This window comes from Sphingobium sp. 22B, from assembly GCF_001580035.1.
Lineage (GTDB): Bacteria > Pseudomonadota > Alphaproteobacteria > Sphingomonadales > Sphingomonadaceae > Sphingobium > Sphingobium fuliginis.
The window spans coordinates 1-24,215 of record NZ_LTAB01000004.1 but is presented as its reverse complement, the minus strand read 5'-3'; the positions used below and the strand labels follow the sequence as shown (position 1 = coordinate 24,215).

Genomic DNA, 24,215 nt, shown 5'->3' with positions numbered 1-24,215 from the left:
CGCGCTCACGCTGCCGCTCGATGATCCCGCCCGGACCGCTGCTCAAGGCATAGCCGACCGGCTGTCCGAAGGCCGTTCGGTTGCACGTAACGACCTCCTTGCCGGGATGACCTCCGCCTTCGGTGGCTCGAGCGCGGATGGCTCATGGTCATTGCGCGACGCCTATGATGTGCTCGAACTCGCGCAGATACTCCATCTGAAGAACACAACACTCCCGGCAGATGCGAATGTGCGGCTCGCCCAGCTGATCGCCATGACGGCGGCGCTTCCGACGCACAGCGTGCGTAGCGAAACGCAGGTCGCGTTCCAGCAATTCTCGACACCGGCACCGATCGGCTTCCTTGCCGCCAGGGCAGCCGCGATCACGGCAAGCGATATCGTACTCGAGCCCTCGGCCGGGACCGGGCTCTTGGCCGTACACGGTCATTTTGCCGGCGCTCGCCTTCTCCTCAATGAGATCGATGCCTGGCGCGCGCGTTTGCTGCGTCATGCCCTTCCCGAGGGCACATTGAGCACGCATGACGGCGAATTGATCGACGACATGCTCGATCCGCAACTGGTGCCGAGCGTCGTGCTCATCAACCCGCCCTTCTCGCGGAGCCAGGGACGGGGGCGCGACCGCCACGCTGCGCTTCGCCACCTGCGCTCCGCGCTCTTGCGCCTCGCACCAGGCGGGCGCTGCGCCGTCATTCTTCCCGATCGCATCGAGACAGGGGACGCGGATTGGCTGCACGCCACCGCGGGCGCACATCTCCGGCTGCATCTCGACCTGCCGCCCAATGCCTATACCAAGCACGGCACCGGGCAAGCGGTTCAGCTCATTCTCCTCGAAAAGGGCGGGGCAGGGGATTGCGTCTCACGCCAGACCTGTACGACGTTCGGCGCTGCGCTCGCGGCCGTCGATGCGATGGCGACCCCGTGCGCCCCCACGCCGCAACCGATCTCCCGCCCCAGCGGATTGTTCCGGGGCCTTACGCGGCGGACCCGCCCCGTAAGCTCGCGTGTGGCGGTAACCCTGCCCACGATCCGCGCGGTCGCCTATCACCGTCTCGACGCGCCGGCGCCCGCGGGCGAACCGCAAGGGATTTACCTGCCCTATCGGCCGAGCCGTCTGCTGATTGCCGATGCCCGTGAGCACCCAAGCGCGCTGGTCGAATCGCAGGCAATGGGATCGATTGCCGCACCCTCGGTCGCTTATGAACCCGTGCTGCCGGCCAGGATCTTGGACGACGGCCTGCTCTCGGACGCGCAGCTCGAAACGCTGATCTACGCTGGCGCGGCGTTCGAGCGTGACCTTCCGGGCCGGTTCGTATCTAGCGAGGAGGGGCTTTCGCTGTTGCCGGCAGAGGCCGGCAATGCCTATCGGACGGGCTTTTTCCTTGGCGATGGCACGGGCGCCGGCAAGGGGCGGCAGGTGGCGGGCGTCATCCTCGACCAGTGGTTGCGCGGCAACCGCCGCCACCTCTGGATATCCAAGAGCGAGACGCTGATCGAAGACGCGCGGCGCGACTGGTCGGCGCTTGGCGGCTTGCCGCTCGACATCCAGCATCTCAACCAGTGGAAGCTCGGCACCCCGATCGCGCTGGGCGATGGGATCCTCTTCCTGACCTATGCCACCCTGCGCTCCAACCGCGGTGACAGGGGCACGCGGCTGCGCCAGCTGATCGAATGGATGGGTGAGGATTTCAGCGGCGTCATCGTCTTCGACGAGGCGCATGAGATGGCCGGGGTGGCCGGTGGCGAGGGCCGGTTCGGCGCCACGAAAGGATCCGAACAGGGCATCGCCGGCGTCCGCCTCCAAAATCTCGCTCCGCGCGCCCGGATTCTCTACGCTTCGGCGACGGGCGCCTCGGACGTCAGCAACCTCGCTTATGCGACACGCCTCGGATTGTGGGGACCGCAGACGGCCTTCGCCGACCGGCGGGCCTTCGTGGAATCGCTTCGCCGCGGCGGCATCGCAGCGATGGAGTTGATCGCCCGCGACCTCAAGGCGCAGGGCCTCTATGCCGCGCGGGCGCTCAGCTTCGCCGGCGTCGAATATGACATCCTCGAGCATCGGCTCAGCGAAGAACAGATCGCCGTATACAATGCCTATGCCGATGCCTGGGCGATCATTCACAACAATCTGCAGGCCGCGCTCGCCGCCACGCGCGTCACCGACGGTTTCAGCGGTGCCACCTACAATAGCGGCGCGAAGGCCGCGGCATTGTCGATCTTCGAATCGACCAAGCAACGCTTCTTCGGCCAGATCCTGCTGTCGATGAAGCTGCCGTCGCTGATCCCGGCGATCGCCGCCGATCTCGCGCGGGGCGACTGCGCCGTGGTCCAGCTCGTGTCGACGTCGGAAGCGATGCTCGATCGTGCCCTTGCCGACCTGTCCCCTGAGGAGCGCGCCTGGCTCGACATCGAGCTGTCCCCGCGCGAATTCCTGGTCGACTATCTGACGGCGGCCTTTCCGGTGCGCCAGATGCGCACCTATACCGACGATAGCGGCACGGTGCGCTCGGAACCGATGATCGACGAGGCTGGGCAGCCCGTGCTGTGCCGGGAAGCGATGGCCATGCGCGACCAGCTCCTCGAGCAACTCTGTGCGCTGCCGGTGGTCGGCTCGGCGCTCGATCATATCATCGTGCATTTCGGGACGGAGGCAGTGGCCGAGGTGACGGGTCGCAGCCGGCGGATCATCGTCGATGCCGAGGGCCGTCAGCGGATCGAACGGCGCAGCGCGCGCACGAACCTCGCGGAGACCGACAGCTTCATGCGCGGCGAAAAGCGTATCCTGATCTTTTCCGACGCCGGCGGCACGGGACGGAGCTATCATGCCAGCCTCGACGCGCTCAATCAGAGGCGCCGCATTCACTATCTCCTCGAGCCCGGTTGGCGTGCTGACGCGGCGATCCAGGGGCTGGGCCGCACGCACCGCACCCACCAAGCCAGCCCACCCCTGTTTCGGCCCGTTTCCACCGATTGCCGCGGCGAACGGCGGTTCATCTCGACCATCGCCCGGCGCCTCGACAGCTTGGGCGCCCTGACCCGCGGCCAACGCCAGACCGGCGGGCAGGGACTTTTCGACCCCCGCGACAATCTGGAGTCCGACTTCGCGCGGGAATCGCTCGACCAGTGGTTTCGCCTACTGTTCCAGGGAAAGCTCCAATCGGTGCGCTTTGATCAATTCCAGTCGCTCACCGGTTTGAACCTGGCCGGGGAGGGTGGGGGGCTCACTGAGACCTTGCCCACGATCCAGCGGTGGTTGAACCGCATCCTGGCACTGCGCATCGACCTGCAGAACGCGATCTTCGACGAATATCTGGGCTTGATCGAAGCACGGGTGGAAAAGGCCCGCGAGGCTGGCACCCTCGATCTTGGCGTCGAAACGATCGCGGCCGACCGAATTTCGATCCTCGACCGCACGGTGATCCGGCGCGATCCCGTGAGCGGCGCCGAAACCGAGATCCTGCGTATCGAAACCGAGGAACGATATCGGCCGCTGACTCTGGAACGAGCGCATTGGCTTCTGGCCGACCCGGAAGCGCGCGGGTTGATCAACCCGCGTTCCGGCAAGGCCGCCATTTGCCGGCCGACCTTCTCGCTGACGGACGAAGAGGGGCGGACCGTGCGCCGCTACGAGCTGGTGCGTCCAACGCGCACCGAACGGCACCGGCAGGACCTCTTCGCCGAAACCCATTGGACCGACGTGGACCGCGCGAGCTTCGACGAAGCCTGGCAGGCCGAATGCGACGCGATGGCCGCGCAGACGCGTACGCAGATCATCTATCTGGTCACGGGCCTGCTGCTCCCGGTCTGGGGAAAGCTGCCCGACGATCATGTCCAGGTCTGGCGGTTGACGAGCGATGACGGCCAGTCGCTTCTCGGGCGTCTTATTCCGGCGCCGCTGGTGGAGCGGATCGCCAGCGCATTCGGCATCGCCGCCCATGTCGCGATCGATCTAGGCGCGCGGGTCGAGCACGTTCGCACCTCGGGCGAGATCATGCCGATCGGGTCGCTCCGGCTGAAGCGGGCCTTGGTCGCCGGCGACCAACGCCTCGAATTGCTCGACTGGAAGTCCGACGCCCTTCCTCATCTCAAGGCGGCGGGCTGCTTCACCGAGATCATCCAACACCGCACGCGGCTCTTCGTCCCACCGAGCCGCGCCGTCGAGATCCTTGGCGAGATAGCAGGCTGAGCAGCGGCAGCGTCAAGCGATCGAAGAGAGGGGAGGGGGCCTTCGGCCGGGTGGGCCTGAGTGGCTCAAGCCGGCCGACGACGTCGGCGCAACCCTCGAAGGAGACAACCGATGATCCAGTCCGTGAAGGTCAAGAACCTCTCGCTCTCCAAGGATAATGTCCGCAAATCCAATCGCGATGCCGACCTCGACAGTCTGGCCGAGAATATCGCTGCGCATGGCCTGTTGCAGAATCTCGTGGTCACGCCGCTAAAAAAAGCGGGGCACTTCACCGTCAAGGCGGGCGGCCGCCGCTTGCGGGCGCTCCAACGCCTGATTGAGACGAACCGGCTTGCCGCGGACCATGAGGTTCAGGTGCTGGTGCTCGAGGATGATGCCGGATCGGCCGAAGCGAGCCTTGCCGAGAATTTCCATCGCGTCGCGATGAACCCGGCGGATGAATGCTCGGCCTTCAAGCACTTCCTCGACCGGGGGGCGAGCGCCGAGGATGTGGCGAAACGCTTCGGGGTCACGACCCGCTTCGTCGAGCAGCGGGTCCGGCTTGCCGAACTGGCTCCGGTAGTCTTCGCGGCGCTGGCGGCGGGCGAGATCACGCTGGGGGTCGCCCAGGCTTATGCCGTCACGCCCGACGTCGATCGCCAGGCGCGCGTGTTCGAGAGCATGAGCCGGTCCTATTATGGTGACAATCCCGACAATGTCCGCCGTGCGCTCCTCAATGGGACGGTGAAGGCGACCGATGCGAAGGCGCGGTTCGTTGGCCGCGATGCCTATGTCGGTGCGGGCGGCCGGATCGAGCGCGACCTGTTCGGCGATGATGCGGACGAGAGCTGGATCGACGTGGAGATCATCGAGCAGCTTGCCGCCCAGAAGCTCGAAGCAGCGGCACAAATACTCGCTGCCGAGCAGAAGCTGGCATTCGTGACACCGGTCCTCGCGACCCATGTGCCCTATGACATGGAGTGCCAGCTCTACGAATATCATCCGGCGCTGCGCGAATTGAGCGAGGACGAGCAGGATCGCGTCGACAGTCTTTCCGATGAGGGCGATGCGCTCATCCGTGAACTGGAAACCGAACTTGAGGACGGCACACCAGAGGCCGAGGCGGCTTCGGTGCGGCTCGCCGACATCGAGCGGGAACTCGATGCGATCGAGGCGGCGCGCACGATGGTCGACGATGCGATCAAGGACCAGCTGGGCACCTTCATCTATCTGGCGCCCGATGGCAGTCCGCGGGTGCACAGCCGCATGTTCAGCGAGCGCGCCATTCGTCAGGCGGGCGCGGACGCAGAACCCGAAGCACCGTCCGGCAAGGTCGCGGCCTCCCGGCTCAGCGCGACGCTGGTTGACGAACTCGCGACCCAGCGGCGGCAGATCCTGGCGTCCCATGTCGCCTCGGACGCGGGGTTCGCGCTCGACCTCGCGATATTCCTGATCGCGCACCGGACCGTGTTCGCCAGCGGCTATGTCCGGGACCACTCGACGCTGCAAGCGGCCGCCGCGAGCTTCCCGATCGTCGGCTTCCGCGACGAAGGCAGCGCGGCCAGCAACGTCCTGGCCGAACAGCGCCAGGGGCTCGATGTGAGCTGGGCAGGCGGGAACACGCTGTCGTCGCGTTTCGATGCCTTCCGGCAACTGGATGAACAGGCGCGCGCCGATTGGCTTGCCCATGTCGTGGCGCAGACGCTCGAACCGACGCTCAACGTCGACGATGGCGGGCGCCGCAACGGCTTCCACGATCATCTCGGACGTCTGCTCGACATTGATGTCGCGCAATGGTGGCGGCCCGATGCCCAGAACTTTTTCGGACGCGTGAAGAAGGACGTCATGCTCGAAGCGCTTGAAGAGATCGGCGGGCCAGTACTGCGCGGCCGCTACAAGGACGCCAAGAAGGGTGACCTTGCCAATGCCTGCGCGGCGCTCTGTTCCGGGCAGGGCATCGTCGAGGCCGAAGTCCGGGAAAAGGCGCTCTGCTGGCTGCCCGATGAGATGCGGTTTGGCGCGGTGGAGAAGCCCGAAAGCTTCCGTAGCTATTCCGCCTTCCTCAGCGACGAAGACGACAGCGACGGCGGGGCAGGGGAGATCGCCCCCGATGGCGATGCTGATGACCTCGACGAGGCGGCCTGAGACCAACGCGTAATGGCCGGCGGCGCTCTTGCGTCGCCCGCAGTCCTTCATCGGCGGCGCTGGCCGCCGCTCTTTCGTGGAGTATCCACCATGACTCGATCATCGGGCCGGCCCTCGCCGGCCGAGACCATCACGTGCGCCATCATCGACCGGCTCGAGGCCGGTGTGCGACCCTGGGTGCGGCCCTGGCGTTCGTGTGCGGCGCAGGGGCGTCCGCTGCGGGCCAATGGCGAGCCGTATCGCGGCATGAACACCTTTTGGCTGTGGCTGGCTGCCGAGCAATGCGGCTATCGGTCACGGCATTGGATGACCTACCGCCAGGCGCAGACCCTTGGCGGGCAGGTCCGTGCCGGTGAGCAGGCGCAATTTGCAATCTTCTACAAGGCCTATTCGAAGAAGGTCGATTCCAGCGAACGTCCCGGCGAGCTGGTCGATGAGCATCGCCGGGTGATGCGGTCCTATGCGGTCTTCAATGCAGACCAGATCGACGCGCTGCCGTCCGATTTCTATCCAGAACCGCTATCGCTCGTCCCACCGGGCGACCGGCTCGGTGCGCGGGCACAACGCTTCGTCGATCGCCTGCCGGCGCGGCTGCGGACTGGAGGCGATCGCGCCTATTATAACCTGCGCGCAGACCTCATCACGATGCCGCCCGTCGAACAGTTCGACACGCGTGCTGCATGGGCGGCCACGCTCGCGCATGAGGCTGGTCATTGGACGGGTCATCCAGACCGGCTTGCCCGATCCTTCGGCAAGCGCTTCGGCGATCAGGCCTATGCGTTCGAGGAGTTGGTGGCTGAACTGTCGGCAGCGCTGGTTGGCGCCGATGTGGGTCTCCCAACCACCCATCTCGACGATCATGCGGCCTATATCGGTTCCTGGTACGCCTTATGCGCAGCTGGGCATAAAGCATACCAGCCATTGGCAAATTCCACGGCCTCGTTCCAGTCATAGCCATGATCCGTGCGGCCGATCAGAATAGCCTGATCAAGTCGCGTGCCGCCACCCCGTGCCACCTTCGCTTGCGTGAAGGCGAAATTGCGGGCCTGCCGTTCGCATTCGGTTTGACGCGCAATCGCGTTCGTAACTGGCCGCATGGCGACCACCCGTTCGCGCGTCCGGGTCATGCGCAAATCCAGAGGGGCGTCGTTCGGGAGGTCGGGATAGGCACGCCAAGCGGCAGCGATCATTTCCGCATGCTCGGCGGTTCGGCCTCGGCTGATCCAACAGGCGGGATCGGATGCGATGAAGCTTTTGGTGTCCATGGGTGGCGTTCCTGATTGTCGCATGCGCCAGCAGGCTGGTCGCGGCAGCCCCATCATCCGTAGGATGGGAAGGCGTTGGCGGACCGGCGCCGTCAAACGGCGAGACGCGGCTTGGCGCAGCAGGGCAGCTTGAGGTCGCGGCAAACCCGGTCAGCCAATCGGTCCGGGGTGAGCAGCTCCTGAACCGAAGCCCAGTGGTTGCGTTCTCCTATGTGATCGTCGCGGCCCCGCACGCGACGAAAGCAGATTTCATGGCCAGGGCCAAAAGGAGAGATCGACAATTGCATCCACAGATTTTGGCCATGCAGGGTGATGTCGCCCGATACCGCCGGCCCCGCCGGGTTGGAACGAATGCTGTAGGCCCCCGGTGCAAGCCCCAACGCATCGGCAAAGCGAAGCAGAGCGCGGCGCCCTTCGGCGTGAAAGGTGCGTTTGGCCGGCGCGTCATACGCGACGCCGCGCTGACAAAGGACGGGCAATGTCGGGCTGCCGCGAATGGCGGCGATCTCCGTCATGCACGCCTGCCGCATCTCGGCCTCGGAGGCCTTGCTCGCGCACACGGTGCTGAAATGGCGGGCCAACAGAATGACGGCAGGATCGCACTCAATGTCTTTGCCCGCGTTGCGACAATCGGTGATCGCCGCTTCAAGCACGTGAAGTGTTGCGGCGATGGTCGTGCATCCGCTCGGATCAAGGGCCTGGGCGTGGCGAAAGGCAACATCGTAGCTCATGATGGGGTCTCCGGCTTCAAGCGCAGGGCGCGCTCCTTCCACCTCGATCCCCCTCCTCTTTGCCGATCTGGGCCAGCAGCCGTTTTTCTGCGGTTCATACCCCATCGGCAGTATGGCTTGCGCGGGCGATCGACATTAGCATCGCCGCGTCGCGCCGGGGGGCCAATGCCGTGGTTATGAATTTGATCGATTTGATACAGGCTGGGACGATCGACGTGCGATTGCCCAGCGTATCCCCCTTGGCCTCCGACGATGATCGCTCCGCCGCGCTCAATTCAACCGGCGTGCTGACGGTGATCGGCGGGGCGTTTCAGGTCGATCGCTTGGCCGCAGCGCTGATCGCCACCACCGGCAAATGCACATCGCTGGAAGGGCAGGTCACGCAACAGGTCGAAACGCGCCATGTGCTGGCGCAACCCTGGAACTACAATCGCATGGTCAGCGCCATCACGGCGCGGCGCGAGGAAAGGCCCGCGGGTCCCATCGAGGTGATGCGCGTCAGCGGCGCACGACTGCCAACACTCTATATCGTCCTTGCCGGTGAACATGAGGTGTTTGCGGCGCGACAGGCCGGCGATGAGCAAATCCCGGTTCAGATCCTGGGTGACTATCAGTGCGACTTCCAGAATCACTTCATTCAGTCGGGCCATCTCATGGACTTTTCGTCCGGAGAGCTCACCCCTGTCTCGCCTGAGGAACCATGGTCCGGCGCAGCCGAGTGGGAGGATGCGAAGCTCGCTCCTGACGTCATGCAGATCATCCAGGCGTTGGGCGTGCGCGTGATCGCCTCGGATCGTTCAGACCAGGATAAACGGGAGCGCGCGAACGGACATGATAATGACGGCTGACATCATGCCGCTGCGCGGATAGCCGTTCCTCCGAACGCATCCCTGCGACTATGGTAGATCTCGGCCGCCCATGTTTGGATCCAAGGCTCGACCAGCGCATCATGGTCGAGTTCACCCTGTTCGATCAAGGATTGGATCTCGCCCCGCGCCTGCGCGATCGCCGCTTCCCACCCATCGGCCGGCAGGGCATCCGTGATATTGGGAGCGTTTATGGGCAGAGCTTTTGGCGCATCGCCAAGCCGCTCGGCCTGACGGCCCAGCCAGGTCTCAAGATGGTCCGCAACGAAGCGGTCGGTCTTTGAGATGCCCCGGCTCAGGGCCTCGCGACGCGCGCTGGTGCCATAGGCCTGGCTGTCAATCGAGCGGATCCGCTTCCCGAACGGAAGCAGATAGGGAATGGCCGGGCCTTTGACGCCGAACAGATGGAGGCGGGTTGACGGCGGCAAGATCCGGTCGAGATGCTCGACCACCGCGATCAACCCTTCAGGTCCGGCGACCTCGCGACGGCACATGCTGCCGACACCGATAAGCGGCGCACGCTCGATCAATCCCCATAGCGCGTCGAGGCAGCGCTCATAATCGCAGGGTCGACGGCCCTGGATCACCGGCATCATGGTCGACAAGATACCATGATCATCGGCGCGGCGGCAGCATTCGAAATTGGCCGCGATGGTGCGTGACAGCCGTTCAAGCACCTGTGCGCGGTCAGCGGCAATTTCCTGTTCCACGCAATAGTCGGCGCTGGCCCACCATCGGAATGGAAAGGCGGCGGCAAGCGCCACATAATGGGCGATCGACCAGGGGAATGCTCCATAGCGCGCCGTCGCGACGAAACCCGCGCTGTCGAGATGAAGCGATGCCAGCGGACGAGCGTTGGCGAGCTGCCCGGTTCTCCATCTCGTCCAATCGCGCCATCCCTTGCTCGCGGAATATCTGGAAAGGCAGTTGGCCGAAATAAGCGCCGGTTGCCGTAGCGCAACCACGCGGTCGAGGATCGGCCCCTTGCCCAGATGCGGCAACCCGACGATGATCTCCATCGTCACGGCAACGGTTCGGCGCCGATCGCCGTGAAGCTGTTGACGATCTGGCAGCTGTCATAGCGCTCGGCATCGACCAGGGCACGATGGTCGATCATCTCATAGGTCGCATGTCCCAGATGATCGACGCTAAGCACCCGTCGGCCGATGACCCCGGTCTTCCCCTCCGGCACCCAATCGGCATGAGAGCCGAAGGCGGCGACCACCACGACCTCGCCGATCACGGCTTCATAGGCCGCGATCGCGCGCAGCACATGACTGTCGCGGGGCGTGACTGGCTTGCCAGTAAAGTCACTGTAGGCCTGCGGCCGCCAGGATCGAACGGTGTCGTGCGCCAGCAGGATTGCCGCGCCCATGGCCGGCCGATCGACCCGGCGCAGTTCGGCCTCGAAACCCAGATAGACGAGCGCCCAGTTAACGTCCTCCTCGTAGAAGGGCTCGTCGCGCCGGAGCGCATCGGGCATCGCCGCCTGCCGCTGCTCCGACAAGAGGATGCCACCGTGGCTCGGGGTCGACACATGCCAGATGCCGGGCGCGATCTGATCGGCGCTCTGGATGGCGCCCCAAATGCTCATGGTCGGCTGGGCTGAGGGTAGGAAGATCGTCATGTTGTACTCCTTTTTGCTTCACGGCTTCGCTCCCCCTCTCCTTCTGCCGGTCGAACCAAGCTTGACCCGGCGAATTGTTCTCTATATGTTCTTTTCCGAGGAGATGTGCCCATGAGCCTTGAGAAAGACATTCGCCGCCATTTTGATCTCGACATTGGCCTGCGCGATGCCGCGCTCGACGCGGAAAATCGGCCGACGCGCCGGATGATCGCCAACGCCTGCATCAACATGCCGGTGGAGGACGCCTATTATTCGGTGCGGGAACTGCGGGAAGCCGCGCAGTGGGTCCTTGATGGCGCCGCAGCGGGAAAGCGGAAGCTGATGTCGATCCTGTCGAACGACAATTGCGACGATTTCCAGCGCTGCATCTATTTCTGCCTGGCGGGCCGCGGGGTGATCGAGATGCTCGACGATCTCGAATGGCTCGAAACTCTCCTCGAACCGCGCGGGCGGGTCGCGGGTGAACAGATGCGCCTGAAGATCCCGACGATGCCGGTCAAACGGCCCTATGTCGCCGATGAACCGGACGGACCAATGATCGGAATGGCCGAGGATTTCCGACAGGGTCCATCCTGGTGGATGGACGAGGCGTTGCGCCGCTAGGCGTCACTTTCAGGCTGCGGGGTCGATCCGGCCTCGCAGCTTCCCGCCGGAACTCTGCATCGGATCCAGCAGGTTCAATCAGCCGATCAAGCGGCTTAATCCTTCGCCTTCTCCGGCTCTTCCCGGCGGCGCAACTCATTCTCGACCGCCTCGCGGACAAATAGCGCGAAGCGTCGGTTGCCGACCAGCGCATCGATACGGCTGATCGTCTCTTCCGATAGCCTGACCGTAGTCGGCTTCATTCCAAGCGGCCTTCGTCCCATTGCTTCGTCGCTAACGGTCATATCTGCAATCTCCAAGCCAAAGCTATTGACGCCACCGTTTATTTACATATACGACGTCGTTTATGCAATAAACGGTGGCGTATATTGCCATTCGGCCAATCCGCTGGTTGGCCCATCGCAATGGAATCGCCGCGAATCATGTGGAAAGCGCCGGGACCGTGCCCTGTCCATCCCGGCTTCTCCGCAAGGACCGCATCGGATGCGGAAAAGGAGGCGCATATGGATGAGTTTGATCCCCGCCCGTCACGCCGCGATCTTTTGCGGGCACTCACGGCCGCCCCGGTTGTGGCAGTCGTATCGCCCGCAAGCGATGCGCTGGCCGTGCTGCACACGCAGTATGAAGACCAGCCAGCCACCCTTGCGCGGACCAGGGAGGGCCGAAGTCTGAGCCGGTTCCGCTATCATAATGCAGAGTCCTTCTTGTGGGGATTGAACCAGGGCATCTGCGGCAATGACGTCGGCGAAATGCTGTATCGATCCGGCATTGTCGTCCAACTGGGCCTGTCCTCCTACTTGCTCGACATCGGCTTTTCCGACGAATGGAATGCGCGGCACATCCGTCTCGATGTCGCCAAGTCGCTTGCCTATGCCAACGCAACCGGCTTCGGGCATGGCTGCCCGGACATGGCGCGGTTAGCAGCCGTCCTTTCGCCATATTGGAAGTGGGGCCATGCCCATCGATTTGAAGCGCGACCGGACGATGGCGGCTTCACGACAAGCAAGGTTGCACCATTGCTTCGCACGCTGCTCGACCATGTCCATGATGTGACCGGCCATCGCCGCCCGAATGGTTGGCGGCGCGAACAGCGTGAGGTGCAGGCATGATGCCGCACACCCACCGGACATCAGCAATCTCCCCATTACCCCGGGAGACTGCCAAGACCCGACCTGACGCGGCGAGGCTGGTGGCCATCGACGCCGCCGTGAACGATCTGCCCGCGCTGATGGGCGAGATTTTCCTGCTGTGCCGAGATGATGATCTGTCCTTCGCGGAAATTGCGGGCCGCCTGTCCATCGATGCTTTAGCCGTCCAGGCGTGCCTCGCCGAAGCGCTGGCCATGGTCGCGACGGTGATGGACGGGGAGAAGCCCAGTCGCTCGCAAAACGCAAATATCGAGCCTGCGGAACGGGCGCTGCGACAGCGGCACCGCGCCTATTGCGAGCAGGCGTTGCGCATCCGGGGAAGGCGGGAAATCATAGCATGGGGCGATGCTGAAGATGACGACCTGCTCGTGAGGCAGGCGGTTCTGGCGACGATGCCAGTGCAGGTCCGCGAGGCTTTTCTGTTGAACCGGCTCGAGGGACTGAGCTATGCAGACATCGCTCGACGCCAGCGGACCTTCAAATGGATCGTCAGGCGTCGAATGTTGCGCGCCATTCGAGCCATTGCTCAAAGCCCGCTCTCCTATGCCGACTGGCTGAAGGAACAAGGGCGTCGCCTCACGACACCATCTGCAATTCAACATGATCATCCTGCGACGGTGCCGTCGAAACCCTGAAGGGTTGGAGCGCATCTCCGGTTCGGATGACGCTCACGGGGCAGAAGCCCTGATCGAAGATCCGCGATGCGATGCGCTCCGCATTTTCGCGGCTGCACAGGGCGCGGCGCTTGGGCGAGATGGGTTCATCCTTGGCGAACATGACATTCCCTCATCGGTGCAACAGGATAGACGGCCTCCCCTTCATCCGAAGACCGTCTTATGGACCCGGGTCGTCGGCACGATGAGCCAGTGCCGATCCATGAAGTGGTTGATATGGCAAAGGCTGCCACCTTGGGCGTCGCGGAAGCGCATGGTGCGGCCACGCTTTTCGACGATGAATTGATCGCGTGTCTCTCCGTCGGTGAACCGCAATGGGGATGCCAAGCGCACCCGGTCGCCGCTGCGGAGGGCACGGGAGCGAAGACGCAATCGGGCAAGGCAACGCCGGCGCCAATCGAGCGCATATTCGCTGTCAGTCGTCGTCAGCAGGCCCAGAATATCGGCGGGGCATTCTGCTTCGTGCGGCCCTGCGGATTCGCTCATATCCTTATATCCGAAATTCTCACCGCTTGGGCTGCGGGGACTCCATTTAACGAGACAGACGACAGCGAAGACCTCACCCGGAATACCGTTGGTGATGGACTGCACCGCTGCATAATAGACGCGGTTCCCTGGACAGGAAGAAGCCAGAACCCGAAGACCCTGCGTCGTGCCATCTTCCAATTCACGTTCATAGGTGAGTTGAGCATCCAGATAGGCGCTCGCGGTCTTGTAACCGCCCATCGAGCTGAACGGCATGGTGAGCCATCCCATGGCTTATCTCCTGTGTTGAATGTTAGCCGGTCAGGGCCAGTCATAGGTCGGAAGGTTGGCAATCGGCTCGCAGTCGCGGTCGAACTGATCCAGGTTATCCCGATGCCCTCGGCAAAAGCGAGGCATTCCTGCAGCCGCTTTGGCATCAGTTCACGGCTGGTCGACTTGACCCAGATGAACCAACCATATTCCGACCAGCGTTCGGCACGAGATGACTTTGCCATAGGCCTGGATCGGATTTCTGACCGGGAGGATGGACGACTTCGACATGACGGTCCAAGGCCTCGGCGACAGCTGGCGTAACATGGGCCGTCGAGAGGTGAAGCATTTTCGAGATTTCCAGGGCCATGATGTGTCTCCCGATCAGGCGGCCAGCGCGGCCGGGTGGTCCGCAGCGGCAGGCATAGGTTTATTGACCTCATCTGTGCTTTCGCTGAATTGTCGCAGATAGGTAAAGGCCTGCTCGGCCTTGGACGCCGCGTGGATGATCGCGGTCGTGTCCGCTTTCAAAACGGAAATCCATTGACCTACGTAGCTTGCATGACTATCATGCAGTTCATGGGGCAGTCCAAGATCAGCACAAATCAGACCTGAACCTATTTCGGCGACGAGTTCTTCGAAGCAATAAGCCTTGTCGCCAAATCTCTTGCCGAATACTCTTGCCAGGCGTGACGCGGAACCGGACCAGTGCAGGCTTTCATGCGCGCGAACACTGGCATAATAATCCATCGACTTGAATGATCGCGGAGCGGGCAGCTGAATATAATCCCGTGACGGATTATAATAGGCTTCATTGCCGCCATGGCGGACATCAGCGGGTATGGCGTTGAAGAAGCGATCGATCTCAGCCTGCCGTGCCGATGGGTCGATAGGTGTGTCCGGCAGGACCGGTGGATAGTAGAAGTCGGGCAGGCCATCGACCTGATCGCAATTATAAACGACATAGTGGCGCAGGAAGCGAAACTTGCGATCACGTTCCTCTCCGGTCGCTGGATCATTCTTCCTTTTGGTAAAGGCCGAATAATAGACGGAGAGCGAACCGGACTCACCGGACCGCACATTGCCACCAAGCTCCTCGGCTTGCCGGCGGGTCATCCAGAAGCGCGAGCGATAGCCGCAGGCGTCAGCAATCGCCCAGAGATAAAGATTATTGATGCCGGTGTACGGCGTGCCGCAATGGCGCAGCGGCCGGCCACCGGCGCCAGTGACAGCCCAGGGCCGTTTCCAGGGCGCCACACCTTCTTCCAGCTTGCGGATAATGAGCGCGGTGATTTCTGCCGCGACCTCGCGGCTTGTCTTCTTGGACGCCATGGCCGTTCCCCTAAGGTGCGAGGCGTGGACCCGCCGACGGGTCGATCGTGCCGGCGGGTCGTCGGGAGAGAAGGGGCGATCGATCAGGCCGCTTCAGCCGCGTCATCCACCGCTTCTTCTTCGGCGGTCTCATCGACCGCATCGTCTTGTCCGGTTTCGTCGTTCCGTTCGCCGGCCTCGGGGTCCTGAGCCTCGACCGATTCCGCTGGCTCGACGCTGTCGGCAGCGGTGTCGCGGAAGCGCATGATGTCCGGAACCCAGGCGAGAGCCGCTTCCTTCACCTCCGGTTCGACGATCGACTCGCCGGCGAACAGTTTATGGCAGCTCGCGGAGATCTCCGGCTTCTTGAGCGTCGCATGCCGCGCCATGACGGCCGGTCCCCCAACCTCATTGAGCAGCGCCAGCGTCGAGGCCTTGGGAATGCGATCGAAATAATTTTCCGACGTCGGCCGCCACCAATGGGCGGAGTCGATTTCGAGTATGGTACCGAGCCGATCGTGGAGAGGCACCTGCTCGTTGCGATATCCGGCCTTGGCCTCCAGCGACATCGCCACCGCGAAAGCAAGCCATGCCGCCTTGCTATCATCATCCAGGGCGCGGAATGCCTCGAAGCGATCGATGACCGACTTGTGATCCTTCCATGCGACATTGAGGCCATCATGGGCCTCGGCAAGATAATCGCGGGCATGGGAAGCAGGCACCGCACCCGAAACAGGATCCTGCGGCTTGCCGGCCCGGATAGTGGAGCCGACCGGGTCCGAGCCGTAACCGCGCTCGTCGACCATGCAGAAGATTGCATAGTCGAGCGCAAGCGCTGGTTCAGCCAGGAGGGCCGCTGCCAATATGTCGCGGCGCTGCATCGCGAGTTCATCATAGAGACGGGCGCTGAGTGGCTTGCCGCCGGGCGCGACATTTTCCGGCGGAAGGCTGGGCGCTGGGGAGGCACCGCCCCCGCCCGAGAGGCTGGTTCCCTCGCTGCCATTGCCAGTGCCCCTCCCCTCCTCGGCCTCGGTACGGATGGGCTGCTCGCTATAATAGCAGCTGTCGAGCTTCATCGCGCCGTCGGGCTGGAGGGTGAGGAAAAGGCCGACCAACGGCTTATAAGCGTCGGGCAGGATGGGAGCGCGATTGTCGATTTCCTGCCATTCGGCAAAGAGCGCGTCATCTTCGCTGTTGAGCGTATCGTAGGCTTCTTCGGCCAAATCCTCATCTTCGAGCTCGGTTTCGATCTCCTCGCGGCGCACCTCGATCGCCTGAAGACGCTCGGCCTGTTCCAGGGTCAGCTCGGGCTGCGGGAGATGGACGCGGTACAGTCCATGCGCCGCGCTATGGGTATAGCTGCTGGCAATCGGGCGGATCCAGGCAAGGCCGCTCTCTTCGCCCAGGCGCGCGGCTTCCGCTTCCATGATCTCGCCGGCGAGACGGTGGGCGATTTCCGGGTCGATCCAGCGATCGCCATTTTCGCTGAAGAGATCGCGGTCGATCCGTCCGCCTTCCGCCTCGTAGCGCTCGTGCCCGACGAGAATGGCGATCGCGTCGCTGGCGTTCATCGTCTCGTTGCTGATGGCACGGCGGATGGTATCGGCCGAGGTGTAGGAAATATTGTAACTGTCCCAGACGAGCAGTTGCTTGTCGCGATTTTCGGTCGAAGCGAAGGCCTTAGCCATATCGAGCGTAATCTCGCCTTCGCTGAGCGCGGTGAAGATTGGTTCGGCAAGCGAGGCGAGCCGCAGCCGGCCTTCCACGAAGCGCCGGGTGACACCGAAGCGTTTCGCGACCCCGTCGATATCGCCGCTCGTGCCGATGAAATGCTGGAAGGCCCGGCATTCTTCGGCTGGCGTCATCCGCAACTGCTGGAAATTGGCAGCGGTCGAGGTTTCGGTGAGTGTCGCTTCGTCGCCCTGGAGAACCTTCACTGGCACATCATAGGCGCCCGCATCAATGTCACCCTGTTCGGCGAGCAGCATGAGCGCGCGCAGCCGGCGGCCGCCGTCGAACACCTCAAAGGTGCCGCGTGGCTTCTTCGCCGGCGTGACCAGCAGATTCTGGAGAACGCCGCGCGCGTCAATATCGGCGGCCAATTGCGGGATCTGAAGCTGATCATCGGGCCGCTTGCGGACGTTGATGGGGGAAAGGCGGAGCTTGGAGAGCTTGATGGAATCGATCACGGGGGTAACTCCTTCTGGCGTCCGGTTCAGCCCGGACACCCTCCCCGCTCCCCCTTCCCTTTCATCGCATCAGGTTGGTTCGAGGATTTTCCCCAGGATCAACTCCGCTTCGGCCACCGGCAAAAAGACCCGAGTCCGAAACTGGATGATTTCAGTGAAGGCGCCCAACGATTTAAGCCAAGGCAACTGGGCCGCCGGCGCCCCGACCAGTTCGATACGCGGCTTGCCGTTCACGATCGCCCGCTTGACGGTGATCGCGAAGGGACGGACAAGGTCGACGCTCCGGCCCGACAGAACCGATTTCGCAATCTGGTCCGCCGGGAGATTGTCGGCACGATCCACGCCTAGCTTGGTGTAGAGGTGGGCGACATGTTCATCATAGACCATGCGGCCCAGCCAAGAGCGGCCATCGGCCGTGGCAATGCGGTTGACGATCAGATGATCGCTCGGAAGCGCTGACCAGATGGGCAGCAGCAATCCGGTCGCTATCCGGATGGTCTCGCGTTCCAGCGTCTGCGCAGCTTCATCGGCCTCGGCCGCCCAGCGCTCGGCAAAATCCTCGCGCAAGATGGGTTTCCAGGCGGTTTCAAACATGTCCGCTACGCGCTGATATTCCCGCCGGGTGGGCCGCATCAGCTCGACGCGGGGAATGGGCGTACCGTCATTCTCTTCCATCAGGGAGCGTGCCTGCACCTGTAGCGCCACCTTGCCGGACTTGCCGTTGATCAGAAACTCCGACGCATCATCGGCATCGGCGATCCGAAGGATGCGTTCCAGCGATACGGGCGTTCGGCGTCGGGCAACCTCGATGGTGATAAGATGCGAGGTGGCGCCGCTGAGCGGATCGGTGCGCAGCACGGTATCATCAAGGATGGTCGCATCATCAACCAACATGGTTTCGACGCCGACATCGAGCCGCCCCGCTTCGCGCGCAGCCGTGACACGGGTTTCGACCAGCGTCAGGAACTCGTCGAAAATCCGGTTCTGAAGATCGATGGGGAGCGCGAGCAAGCGATTGAGCCAGCGCTGGATCGGCGGCAGGTCCTCCTTCAATATGCCGTCCTTGTCGGTCAGTTCGAGCCCGGTCAGCTCCTCGAACTCGGTAAAGCTGACGCTCTGAAGTTTGCCGTTCACGAGCAGGTGGAACCAGCTGGTCAGCGCGGCACAGGCATATTCGCTCTCCAGATTGTCGGCAGGGTCGAACAAGTTTTGGCCGCCGGTCTGGCGCTGGCCGCGCGTGAGCGCACCCAGGCTATCGAGCCGCCGGGCGATCGTGCTGGTGAAGCGCAACTCGCCCTTGCAGTCGGTCGTGACCGGCCGGAACAGCGGGGAGCTGGCCTGGTGGGTACGGTGGGTTCGGCCGAGGCCTTGGATCGCCCGGTCAGCGCGCCACCCCGGTTCGAGCAGGAAATGAACGCGCTGCTCCTGGTTCACCACGTCGAGCGAAGCATGATAGGAGCGGCCGGTGCCGCCGGCGTCGGAAAAGACCAGGATGCGCTTGGTTCCAGCCATGAATGCCGCAGCGTCGGCCTGGGACGAGCGGGTGGATCGGCTTTCCAGCTTCTGCGCGCCACCGCCGGTCGATACCAGCCTTTTGGTCCGCCCGGTGACCTCGGCGACATGGTCATGGCCGAAATGCTCCAGCAGCCCATCGAGCGCGGCCGCGATCGGCGGTAGCGCGCAGATATGCTCTATGAGCCCGGCGCGCGCCGCTTCGGCCTGTGGGTTATAGACAGGATTACCATGATCATCGGTCATCGGCTCCGATCGGGCGGTGCCAGTATCGTCGGTGAAGACCCGCATTTGGCGCGTTGGAAAGGCGCGTTCGAGATAATCCACCATGAAATCGACCGGAGACAAGTCCAAACTAAGCTCCGCCCGCTCATCAGGACTGAGCGCTCCAAGGCGACGATCGAGAATGGACTCTGCCGTGGTCACAAGCTGCAGCACCACCGATTGACCCTCGCGCAAATGGTGATCGACCGCAGCGATCACTGTCGGCAATTTCATCGAGAGAAGCACTTGGCCGAAGAAGCGCTGCACCGTGCTGTGCAGGCGCGACCGCGCCGCGGCATTGGCGCCGCTATTGAGGGTCGTGTTCTCAAGGCCATCGACAACGCCGGTCTGTTCAAGCGCCGCCTCCATATTGCGATGAATGACCGACCACGCCGAACTATAGATGTCGTAGATCTCGATCTGTGCCGGGGTCAGGCTGTGCTTGAGCACATCATATTCAACGCCGGCGAAGCTCAGCGCCCGGCAAAGGTAGAGGCCCATGGCCTTCAAATCACGCGCCACCAATTCCATGGCCGCAATGCCGCCCTGACGGATGTCGGTGATGAACCGTTCCCGATCGGCGAAGGCCGTTTCTGGTCCCCACAGCCCCAGGCGCACCGCATAAGCAAGATTGTTGACCTCGGAGGCGCCGGTGGCCGACGCATAGAGGACGCGAGCGAGCGGAAGATGGTTCTGGAGCCGGACGCCGCAGATACCCTGTTGCGATCCAGCCTTGGCGCCAAGAGCCCCTTCCCCGCCTGCCACGCCGCCCATCTCATGGGCTTCGTCGAAGGCTATCACGCCTTCGAAATCAGCCCCTGCCCACTCAATGATCTGCCGCAAGCGGCTATGATCGGATCGCATCGAGCGGAGGGTCGGATAGGTGACGAACAACACCCCGTCCTGGAGCGTGATGGGCTCGTCGATCTTCCAGTTGTTGATCGGCTGGATATCGGCTGCGACGCCACCGAGCGCAGTCCAGTCGCGGCGCGCGTCTTCGAGCAGCGGCTCATTCTTGGTAACCCAGATGTTGCGGCGACGGCCGGCGAGCCAATTGTCGAGGATGCAGGCGGCGACCTGCCTCCCCTTCCCTGCCCCGGTGCCGTCGCCCAGGAAAAAGCCCTTGCGATAACGGTCGCCATCTTCGGCTATGACAAGGCCAACGCCCTCCTTGTCAGGCCTGGAGCGTCCCGGCTGGAATTGCGACCAGGCGTGGCCGGCATAGACGACGGTTTCGAGCTGGGATGCGGAGAGCAGCCGTTCCGTGACGGTCCGTTCGGGCAAATGCGGGACGTAGCTTGGGATGGGCGCCGGGATCGACCCCATGGCGATCGACTCCACCAGTGCGGTCGGATGTTCGCCGGCGGATGTGAAAGCTATACGGCTGGGCCGATAGGGAAGATAGATGCCGGTCTGTTCGAGCAGCGGCGCCGGGATATCGAGCGGCGTGTAATCGACCGGCAGGACATCATTTTTCACCGGCGCATGCCAGGGTCGTGGCGCGGGCTTGGTGCTTTTGACCGCGCGGAACAGGGAGATGCCCGCGCTACGTTTGGGCGCGGGGGCCGTGACGGTCCGAACCTCCGAGCGCGCAGCAACCGTGCAGCAATCTAGGAAATCCGCAACGGAGGCCCGCTGGATCGTCGATGGAACTGTGCCGCCCGGCACTTTGTCGATCACGAACAACCTGACGGCGATCGATGTGCCATGCTTGGTGTAGCATTTTTCCAAGCGCAGCGAGGTTCGCACGCTTGTATCGCGCAGGGTGGTTTCGAACTGGTCGCGCATCCGACCGTTGTTGCTGAACCAGTCGGGCATGATAGTGACGAGTCTTCCACCTGGGCGAAGCATCCTGAGCGCGGCCTGGAGATGACGAACGGCGGCATAGTCATCGGCACCGCGTCCAAACGAGCGCGCGAAAGGCGGATTCATGAGAACGAGCGTCGGCCGCTCGATTGATGCGAGGGTGGAATTGAGCGTCGCCCCGTCATGGCCGGTGATGCTGGCATGAGGGAATGCGGAGGCGAGCCGCGCGCGGCGGGCTGGATCCAGTTCGTTGAGGTGCAACGATTCATGTGGACCGCACTGGGCGATCAGTAGGCCGTTGCCCGCGCTGGGTTCCAGGATGATGTCATCGTGCTGCACATCTGCGAGCACCACAGCCAGCGCAGCGATATCGACGGGGGTGGAGAATTGCTGCCAGGCAATCTGTTGCTCGCTGCGCACCGTCTGGGTGGGCAAGCGGTCAACCAAGGTGATGGCGGCTCGCACCTCGGTCAGCGATGATGGCGGCGTCGGTTGCCGCACCAGATGCAGCGCCAGCGCATGTTCAAGGATCTCGAAGCTGTCGCGCTGGGTCCAGCGGCCGTCGGCATCGCTTCCGCCGAAGGCCTGCACCATGGCATCATTGAGGTGGCGACGTGTTATCGGTTCATTGCCGTCAAGATGGCGACAAAGCAAGTCAGCGGCCTCGCGGTCGGCGCGGGCGGTTGCCTCGAACAGGTCGGTCATGAAGATCTCCGAAGGTTGGCTGCCCTCCTGGCAGCTGCACCTTCTCCCGATCCCCCTCCCCTTTCCTGTCCCGGACCGTATCAGCCAGGAAGGTTCGCCCCCTGCTCCATGCGGGCGGCGAGAAGCTCGGCCCAATCACCGAAATTCACGGACGGCGGAGCATGGTGGATAGCGAGACGCGGCCGAGCATAGCGCTGAGCGGCCACGTTGGCGGCACGGAGGCCCTCAGGATCATTATCGTGGGCGAGCATCAGGATCTCGACATGATCAGGGATGATCAGCTGATCAAATCGGCGCGCGCCGAGGGACGCCCAGCAGGGAATGTTGCGCAGCAATGTGAAGGCGCGGGCGTCTTCGAAGCCTTCGGCAATCCCCAGAATCCGGCGAGGATATCCACCCTGCCACGCACCGTGCCGGGGCGTTCCCAGCATCGCCTTGTGTGTGTAGTCAGCCGTTTCCGGGTCGAGGAATATTCGCTGAATCGCCGTCAGTTGCCGTCGCTCGCGAACTGCGACCAGCAAAGCGGGTAGGAACTGGGTGTGAGGTTTGGGCAAATAGGGACAGCGCGGATGATAGCGGACATCCGGCGGAATCGTGGTGAAGTGACGCCGCGCCAGATGGCGTTCGCCAAGCGTGTTACGAACGTCCACGGCCTCGTTCCAGACGCGAACGGCGTTGCCGGTGCCAGCCCGGCTTGTCGTTTCAGGTGGCGTTCCGCGCTGGGTGATGCGAACCCGGGTCAATTCTCGAAGAACGTCCTCACGGGTGCAGCCGGCAAAGCAGGTGACCAATATACCCCGATCGCCCTGCCGAAGGGATAGACTCGGATCATTGTCGGCATGGGCCGGGCACCGGCACATGGCAATGGGACCGTGCCACCTGCCACCAAGGGCCTGGACCAGATCGACGAGTTCCTGGGATGGTTTGTGCGCAATGAGGGACATAAGCATTTCTCCTGCTCATGCCCCTCCCCCTCTTCTCTCTTCAGAGGTGGCCTGGCAAAACTGGACAGTGAGCTAAGTGGATTTTCTGCCTGACGGCGGCCAGGATGGCCGCGAGACAGGAGCAGAGATGAGCAAACGGTCAGAGGTGGCCTGGCAAAACTGGACAGTGAGCTAAGTGGATTTTCTGCCTGACGGCGGCCAGGATGGCCGCGAGACAGGAGCAGAGATGAGCAAACGACCCCGCCGGAACCACAGCCCGGCTTTCAAGGCGAAGGTGGCATTGGCTGCCGTGAAGGGCGAGAAGACGCTGGCCGAGTTGGCGCAGCAATTTGACGTGCATCCGAACCAGATCACGACGTGGCGTAGCCAGTTGCTGGAGGGCGCAGCAGGCGTGTTTGGTTCGGGCAACGCGTCGGAAACGGGCGAACCGCCGGTCGACGTGAAGACGCTGCACGCCAAGATCGGCGAGTTGACGCTGGCGAATGATTTTTTGGCCGGCGCGCTCGGGAAGGCCGGTCTGTTGCCGAGCGCAAAACGATGATCGACCGTTCGCACAGTTTGCCGCTGGCCCGGCAGGCGCGGGAACTGGGGATCAGCCGGGGGAGCGTCTATTACCTGCCCAGGCCGGTCTCGGCGGCGGATCTAACGATCATGCGGCGCATCGACGAGTTGCACCTCGAATTTCCATTCGCAGGCAGTCGGATGCTGCGCGATCTGCTGCGGCAGGAAGGCATCGGGATCGGCCGCCAGCATGTCGCCACGCTGATGAAGAAGATGGCGATCGAGGCGATTTACCGTCGCCCGAACACATCGAAGCCGATGCCAGGGCACAAGATCTACCCCTACCTGCTGCGCAAACTGCCGATTGTGCGGCCCAACCAGGTCTGGGCGACGGACATCAGCTACATCCCGATGGCGAGGGGGTTCGTCTATCTCGTGGCCATCGTCGATTGGTTCAGCCGGAAGGTCCTGGCTTGGCGGGTGTCGATCACGATGGAGGCCGACTTCTGTGTCGAAGCATTGGAGGAAGCGCTCGCGCGCTTCGGAAAACCGGAGATTTTCAACACCGACCAAGGCAGTCAGTTCACTTCGCTCGCCTTCACCAGCGTGCTGCACCGGGAGGAAATCGCCATCAGCATGGACGGACGGGGCGCATGGCGCGACAATGTGGTGGTCGAGCGCCTGTGGCGCTCGGTGAAATACGAGGAGGTTTACCTCCGCGCCTACGCCGCGGTCAGCGAAGCCCGGGTATCGATCGGTCGTTATCTGAACTTTTACAACGCAAGGAGGCCGCATTCGAGCCTTGGTGCCCGGACCCCGGACCAGGCATATTTTGACAACCTGCCGCTGGCGATGGCAGCATGAGCCAAAGGCCAGCGAAGCTAATTTGGCCGCCGATATGGGGCGTCACTCCGGTCGGGCTACGCCCTCCCTACATGACGCCCCATATCGGCAGTGCGAGCAAAGAACCGGCAGACGATCCACTTATCAAGTGCCGATCCCTGTTCAGACCAACCCGGCCACCTCT

18 protein-coding genes are annotated in these 24,215 nt (G+C 63.2%); 8 read left to right on the top strand and 10 right to left on the bottom strand.

Translation table 11 applies throughout. The features are described 5' to 3' along the window. Positions 1 to 151: 151 nt before the first annotated feature. The 3 genes from A0J57_RS05635 (at position 152) to A0J57_RS05625 (ending at position 7,261) form a co-directional block, all read left to right on the top strand. The gene (locus A0J57_RS05635) at positions 152 to 4,183 is read left to right on the top strand and encodes a strawberry notch-like NTP hydrolase domain-containing protein (protein ID WP_369118711.1); all 4,032 of its coding nucleotides are present in this window, start codon (positions 152 to 154) and stop codon (positions 4,181 to 4,183) included. A gap of 111 nt (positions 4,184 to 4,294) precedes the next feature. Next, positions 4,295 to 6,307 (top strand): ParB/RepB/Spo0J family partition protein, encoded by a 2,013-nt coding sequence (locus tag A0J57_RS05630; RefSeq protein WP_022684360.1) that lies wholly within the window; start codon positions 4,295 to 4,297, stop codon positions 6,305 to 6,307. Positions 6,308 to 6,319: 12 nt separating this feature from the next. After that, entirely contained in the window at positions 6,320 to 7,261 is a 942-nt protein-coding gene (locus tag A0J57_RS05625) for an ArdC family protein (protein WP_235600799.1), read from the top strand. Here the strand turns inward: A0J57_RS05625 and A0J57_RS25890 are convergent. Together A0J57_RS25890 and A0J57_RS05615 are read right to left on the bottom strand one after the other, a co-directional pair. Beyond that, positions 7,174 to 7,572, bottom strand: coding sequence for a hypothetical protein (locus A0J57_RS25890; RefSeq protein ID WP_153017804.1), 399 nt, complete (start codon positions 7,570 to 7,572; stop codon positions 7,174 to 7,176). The two genes, A0J57_RS05625 and A0J57_RS25890, sit on opposite strands and share 88 nt — an antisense overlap. Positions 7,573 to 7,664: 92 nt before the next feature. Continuing rightward, positions 7,665 to 8,303: a hypothetical protein gene (locus A0J57_RS05615; RefSeq protein WP_061934272.1), complete on the bottom strand. Its 639-nt coding sequence runs from the start codon at positions 8,301 to 8,303 to the stop codon at positions 7,665 to 7,667. Between the two features lie 59 nt (positions 8,304 to 8,362). On the opposite strand from A0J57_RS05615, the gene A0J57_RS05610 reads away from it, so the two are divergent. Next, positions 8,363 to 9,151, top strand: a complete 789-nt coding sequence (locus tag A0J57_RS05610; RefSeq protein ID WP_062017056.1) for a hypothetical protein — start codon at positions 8,363 to 8,365, stop codon at positions 9,149 to 9,151. 2 nt (positions 9,152 to 9,153) lie between these two features. On the opposite strand, the gene A0J57_RS05605 is transcribed toward A0J57_RS05610, so the two are convergent. Continuing rightward, complete coding sequence (locus A0J57_RS05605; protein ID WP_319024349.1) at positions 9,154 to 9,933, bottom strand: hypothetical protein; 780 nt, start codon at positions 9,931 to 9,933, stop codon at positions 9,154 to 9,156. 257 nt (positions 9,934 to 10,190) lie between these two features. Continuing rightward, positions 10,191 to 10,796, bottom strand: coding sequence for a hypothetical protein (locus tag A0J57_RS05600; protein WP_139111423.1), 606 nt, complete (start codon positions 10,794 to 10,796; stop codon positions 10,191 to 10,193). Between the two features lie 111 nt (positions 10,797 to 10,907). Here A0J57_RS05600 and A0J57_RS05595 point away from each other — a divergent pair, with 111 nt between their 5' ends. After that, a complete protein-coding gene (locus A0J57_RS05595) occupies positions 10,908 to 11,399 on the top strand; it encodes a hypothetical protein (protein ID WP_061934265.1) in 492 nt (163 codons plus the stop codon). 95 nt (positions 11,400 to 11,494) lie between these two features. Here the strand turns inward: A0J57_RS05595 and A0J57_RS26525 are convergent, their stop codons facing one another. Next, positions 11,495 to 11,641, bottom strand: coding sequence for a hypothetical protein (locus A0J57_RS26525; RefSeq protein ID WP_162492717.1), 147 nt, complete (start codon positions 11,639 to 11,641; stop codon positions 11,495 to 11,497). A gap of 261 nt (positions 11,642 to 11,902) precedes the next feature. Between A0J57_RS26525 and A0J57_RS05585 the strand changes: the two genes are divergently transcribed. Further along, positions 11,903 to 12,508: a twin-arginine translocation signal domain-containing protein gene (locus tag A0J57_RS05585; RefSeq protein ID WP_061934263.1), complete on the top strand. Its 606-nt coding sequence runs from the start codon at positions 11,903 to 11,905 to the stop codon at positions 12,506 to 12,508. Positions 12,509 to 12,588: 80 nt separating this feature from the next. After that, positions 12,589 to 13,182 carry a sigma factor-like helix-turn-helix DNA-binding protein gene (locus A0J57_RS05580; RefSeq protein ID WP_061934261.1) on the top strand — a complete coding sequence of 198 codons (594 nt, stop codon included), beginning with the start codon at positions 12,589 to 12,591 and terminating at the stop codon, positions 13,180 to 13,182. A gap of 183 nt (positions 13,183 to 13,365) precedes the next feature. Here the strand turns inward: A0J57_RS05580 and A0J57_RS05575 are convergent, their stop codons facing one another. The 5 genes from A0J57_RS05575 to A0J57_RS05555 all read right to left on the bottom strand — a co-directional run bounded on the left by A0J57_RS05575 (position 13,366) and on the right by A0J57_RS05555 (position 22,687). Beyond that, positions 13,366 to 13,977 (bottom strand): hypothetical protein, encoded by a 612-nt coding sequence (locus A0J57_RS05575; RefSeq protein ID WP_061934259.1) that lies wholly within the window; start codon positions 13,975 to 13,977, stop codon positions 13,366 to 13,368. A gap of 363 nt (positions 13,978 to 14,340) precedes the next feature. Beyond that, a complete protein-coding gene (locus tag A0J57_RS05570) occupies positions 14,341 to 15,288 on the bottom strand; it encodes an ArdC family protein (RefSeq protein WP_061934257.1) in 948 nt (315 codons plus the stop codon). Positions 15,289 to 15,371: 83 nt separating this feature from the next. Further along, positions 15,372 to 17,456 (bottom strand): ParB/RepB/Spo0J family partition protein, encoded by a 2,085-nt coding sequence (locus A0J57_RS05565; RefSeq protein ID WP_061934255.1) that lies wholly within the window; start codon positions 17,454 to 17,456, stop codon positions 15,372 to 15,374. 69 nt (positions 17,457 to 17,525) lie between these two features. Continuing rightward, a complete protein-coding gene (locus tag A0J57_RS05560) occupies positions 17,526 to 21,743 on the bottom strand; it encodes a strawberry notch-like NTP hydrolase domain-containing protein (RefSeq protein ID WP_061934253.1) in 4,218 nt (1,405 codons plus the stop codon). A gap of 80 nt (positions 21,744 to 21,823) precedes the next feature. Next, positions 21,824 to 22,687: a toprim domain-containing protein gene (locus A0J57_RS05555; protein ID WP_062017059.1), complete on the bottom strand. Its 864-nt coding sequence runs from the start codon at positions 22,685 to 22,687 to the stop codon at positions 21,824 to 21,826. A 226-nt stretch (positions 22,688 to 22,913) separates the two neighbouring features. Between A0J57_RS05555 and A0J57_RS05545 the strand changes: the two genes are divergently transcribed. Further along, a protein-coding gene (locus A0J57_RS05545; RefSeq protein WP_099187111.1) for an IS3 family transposase occupies positions 22,914 to 24,052 on the top strand; the annotation gives its coding sequence in 2 pieces (ribosomal slippage) (positions 22,914 to 23,181 and positions 23,181 to 24,052; 1,140 coding nt in all). Positions 24,053 to 24,215: the final 163 nt, after the last annotated feature.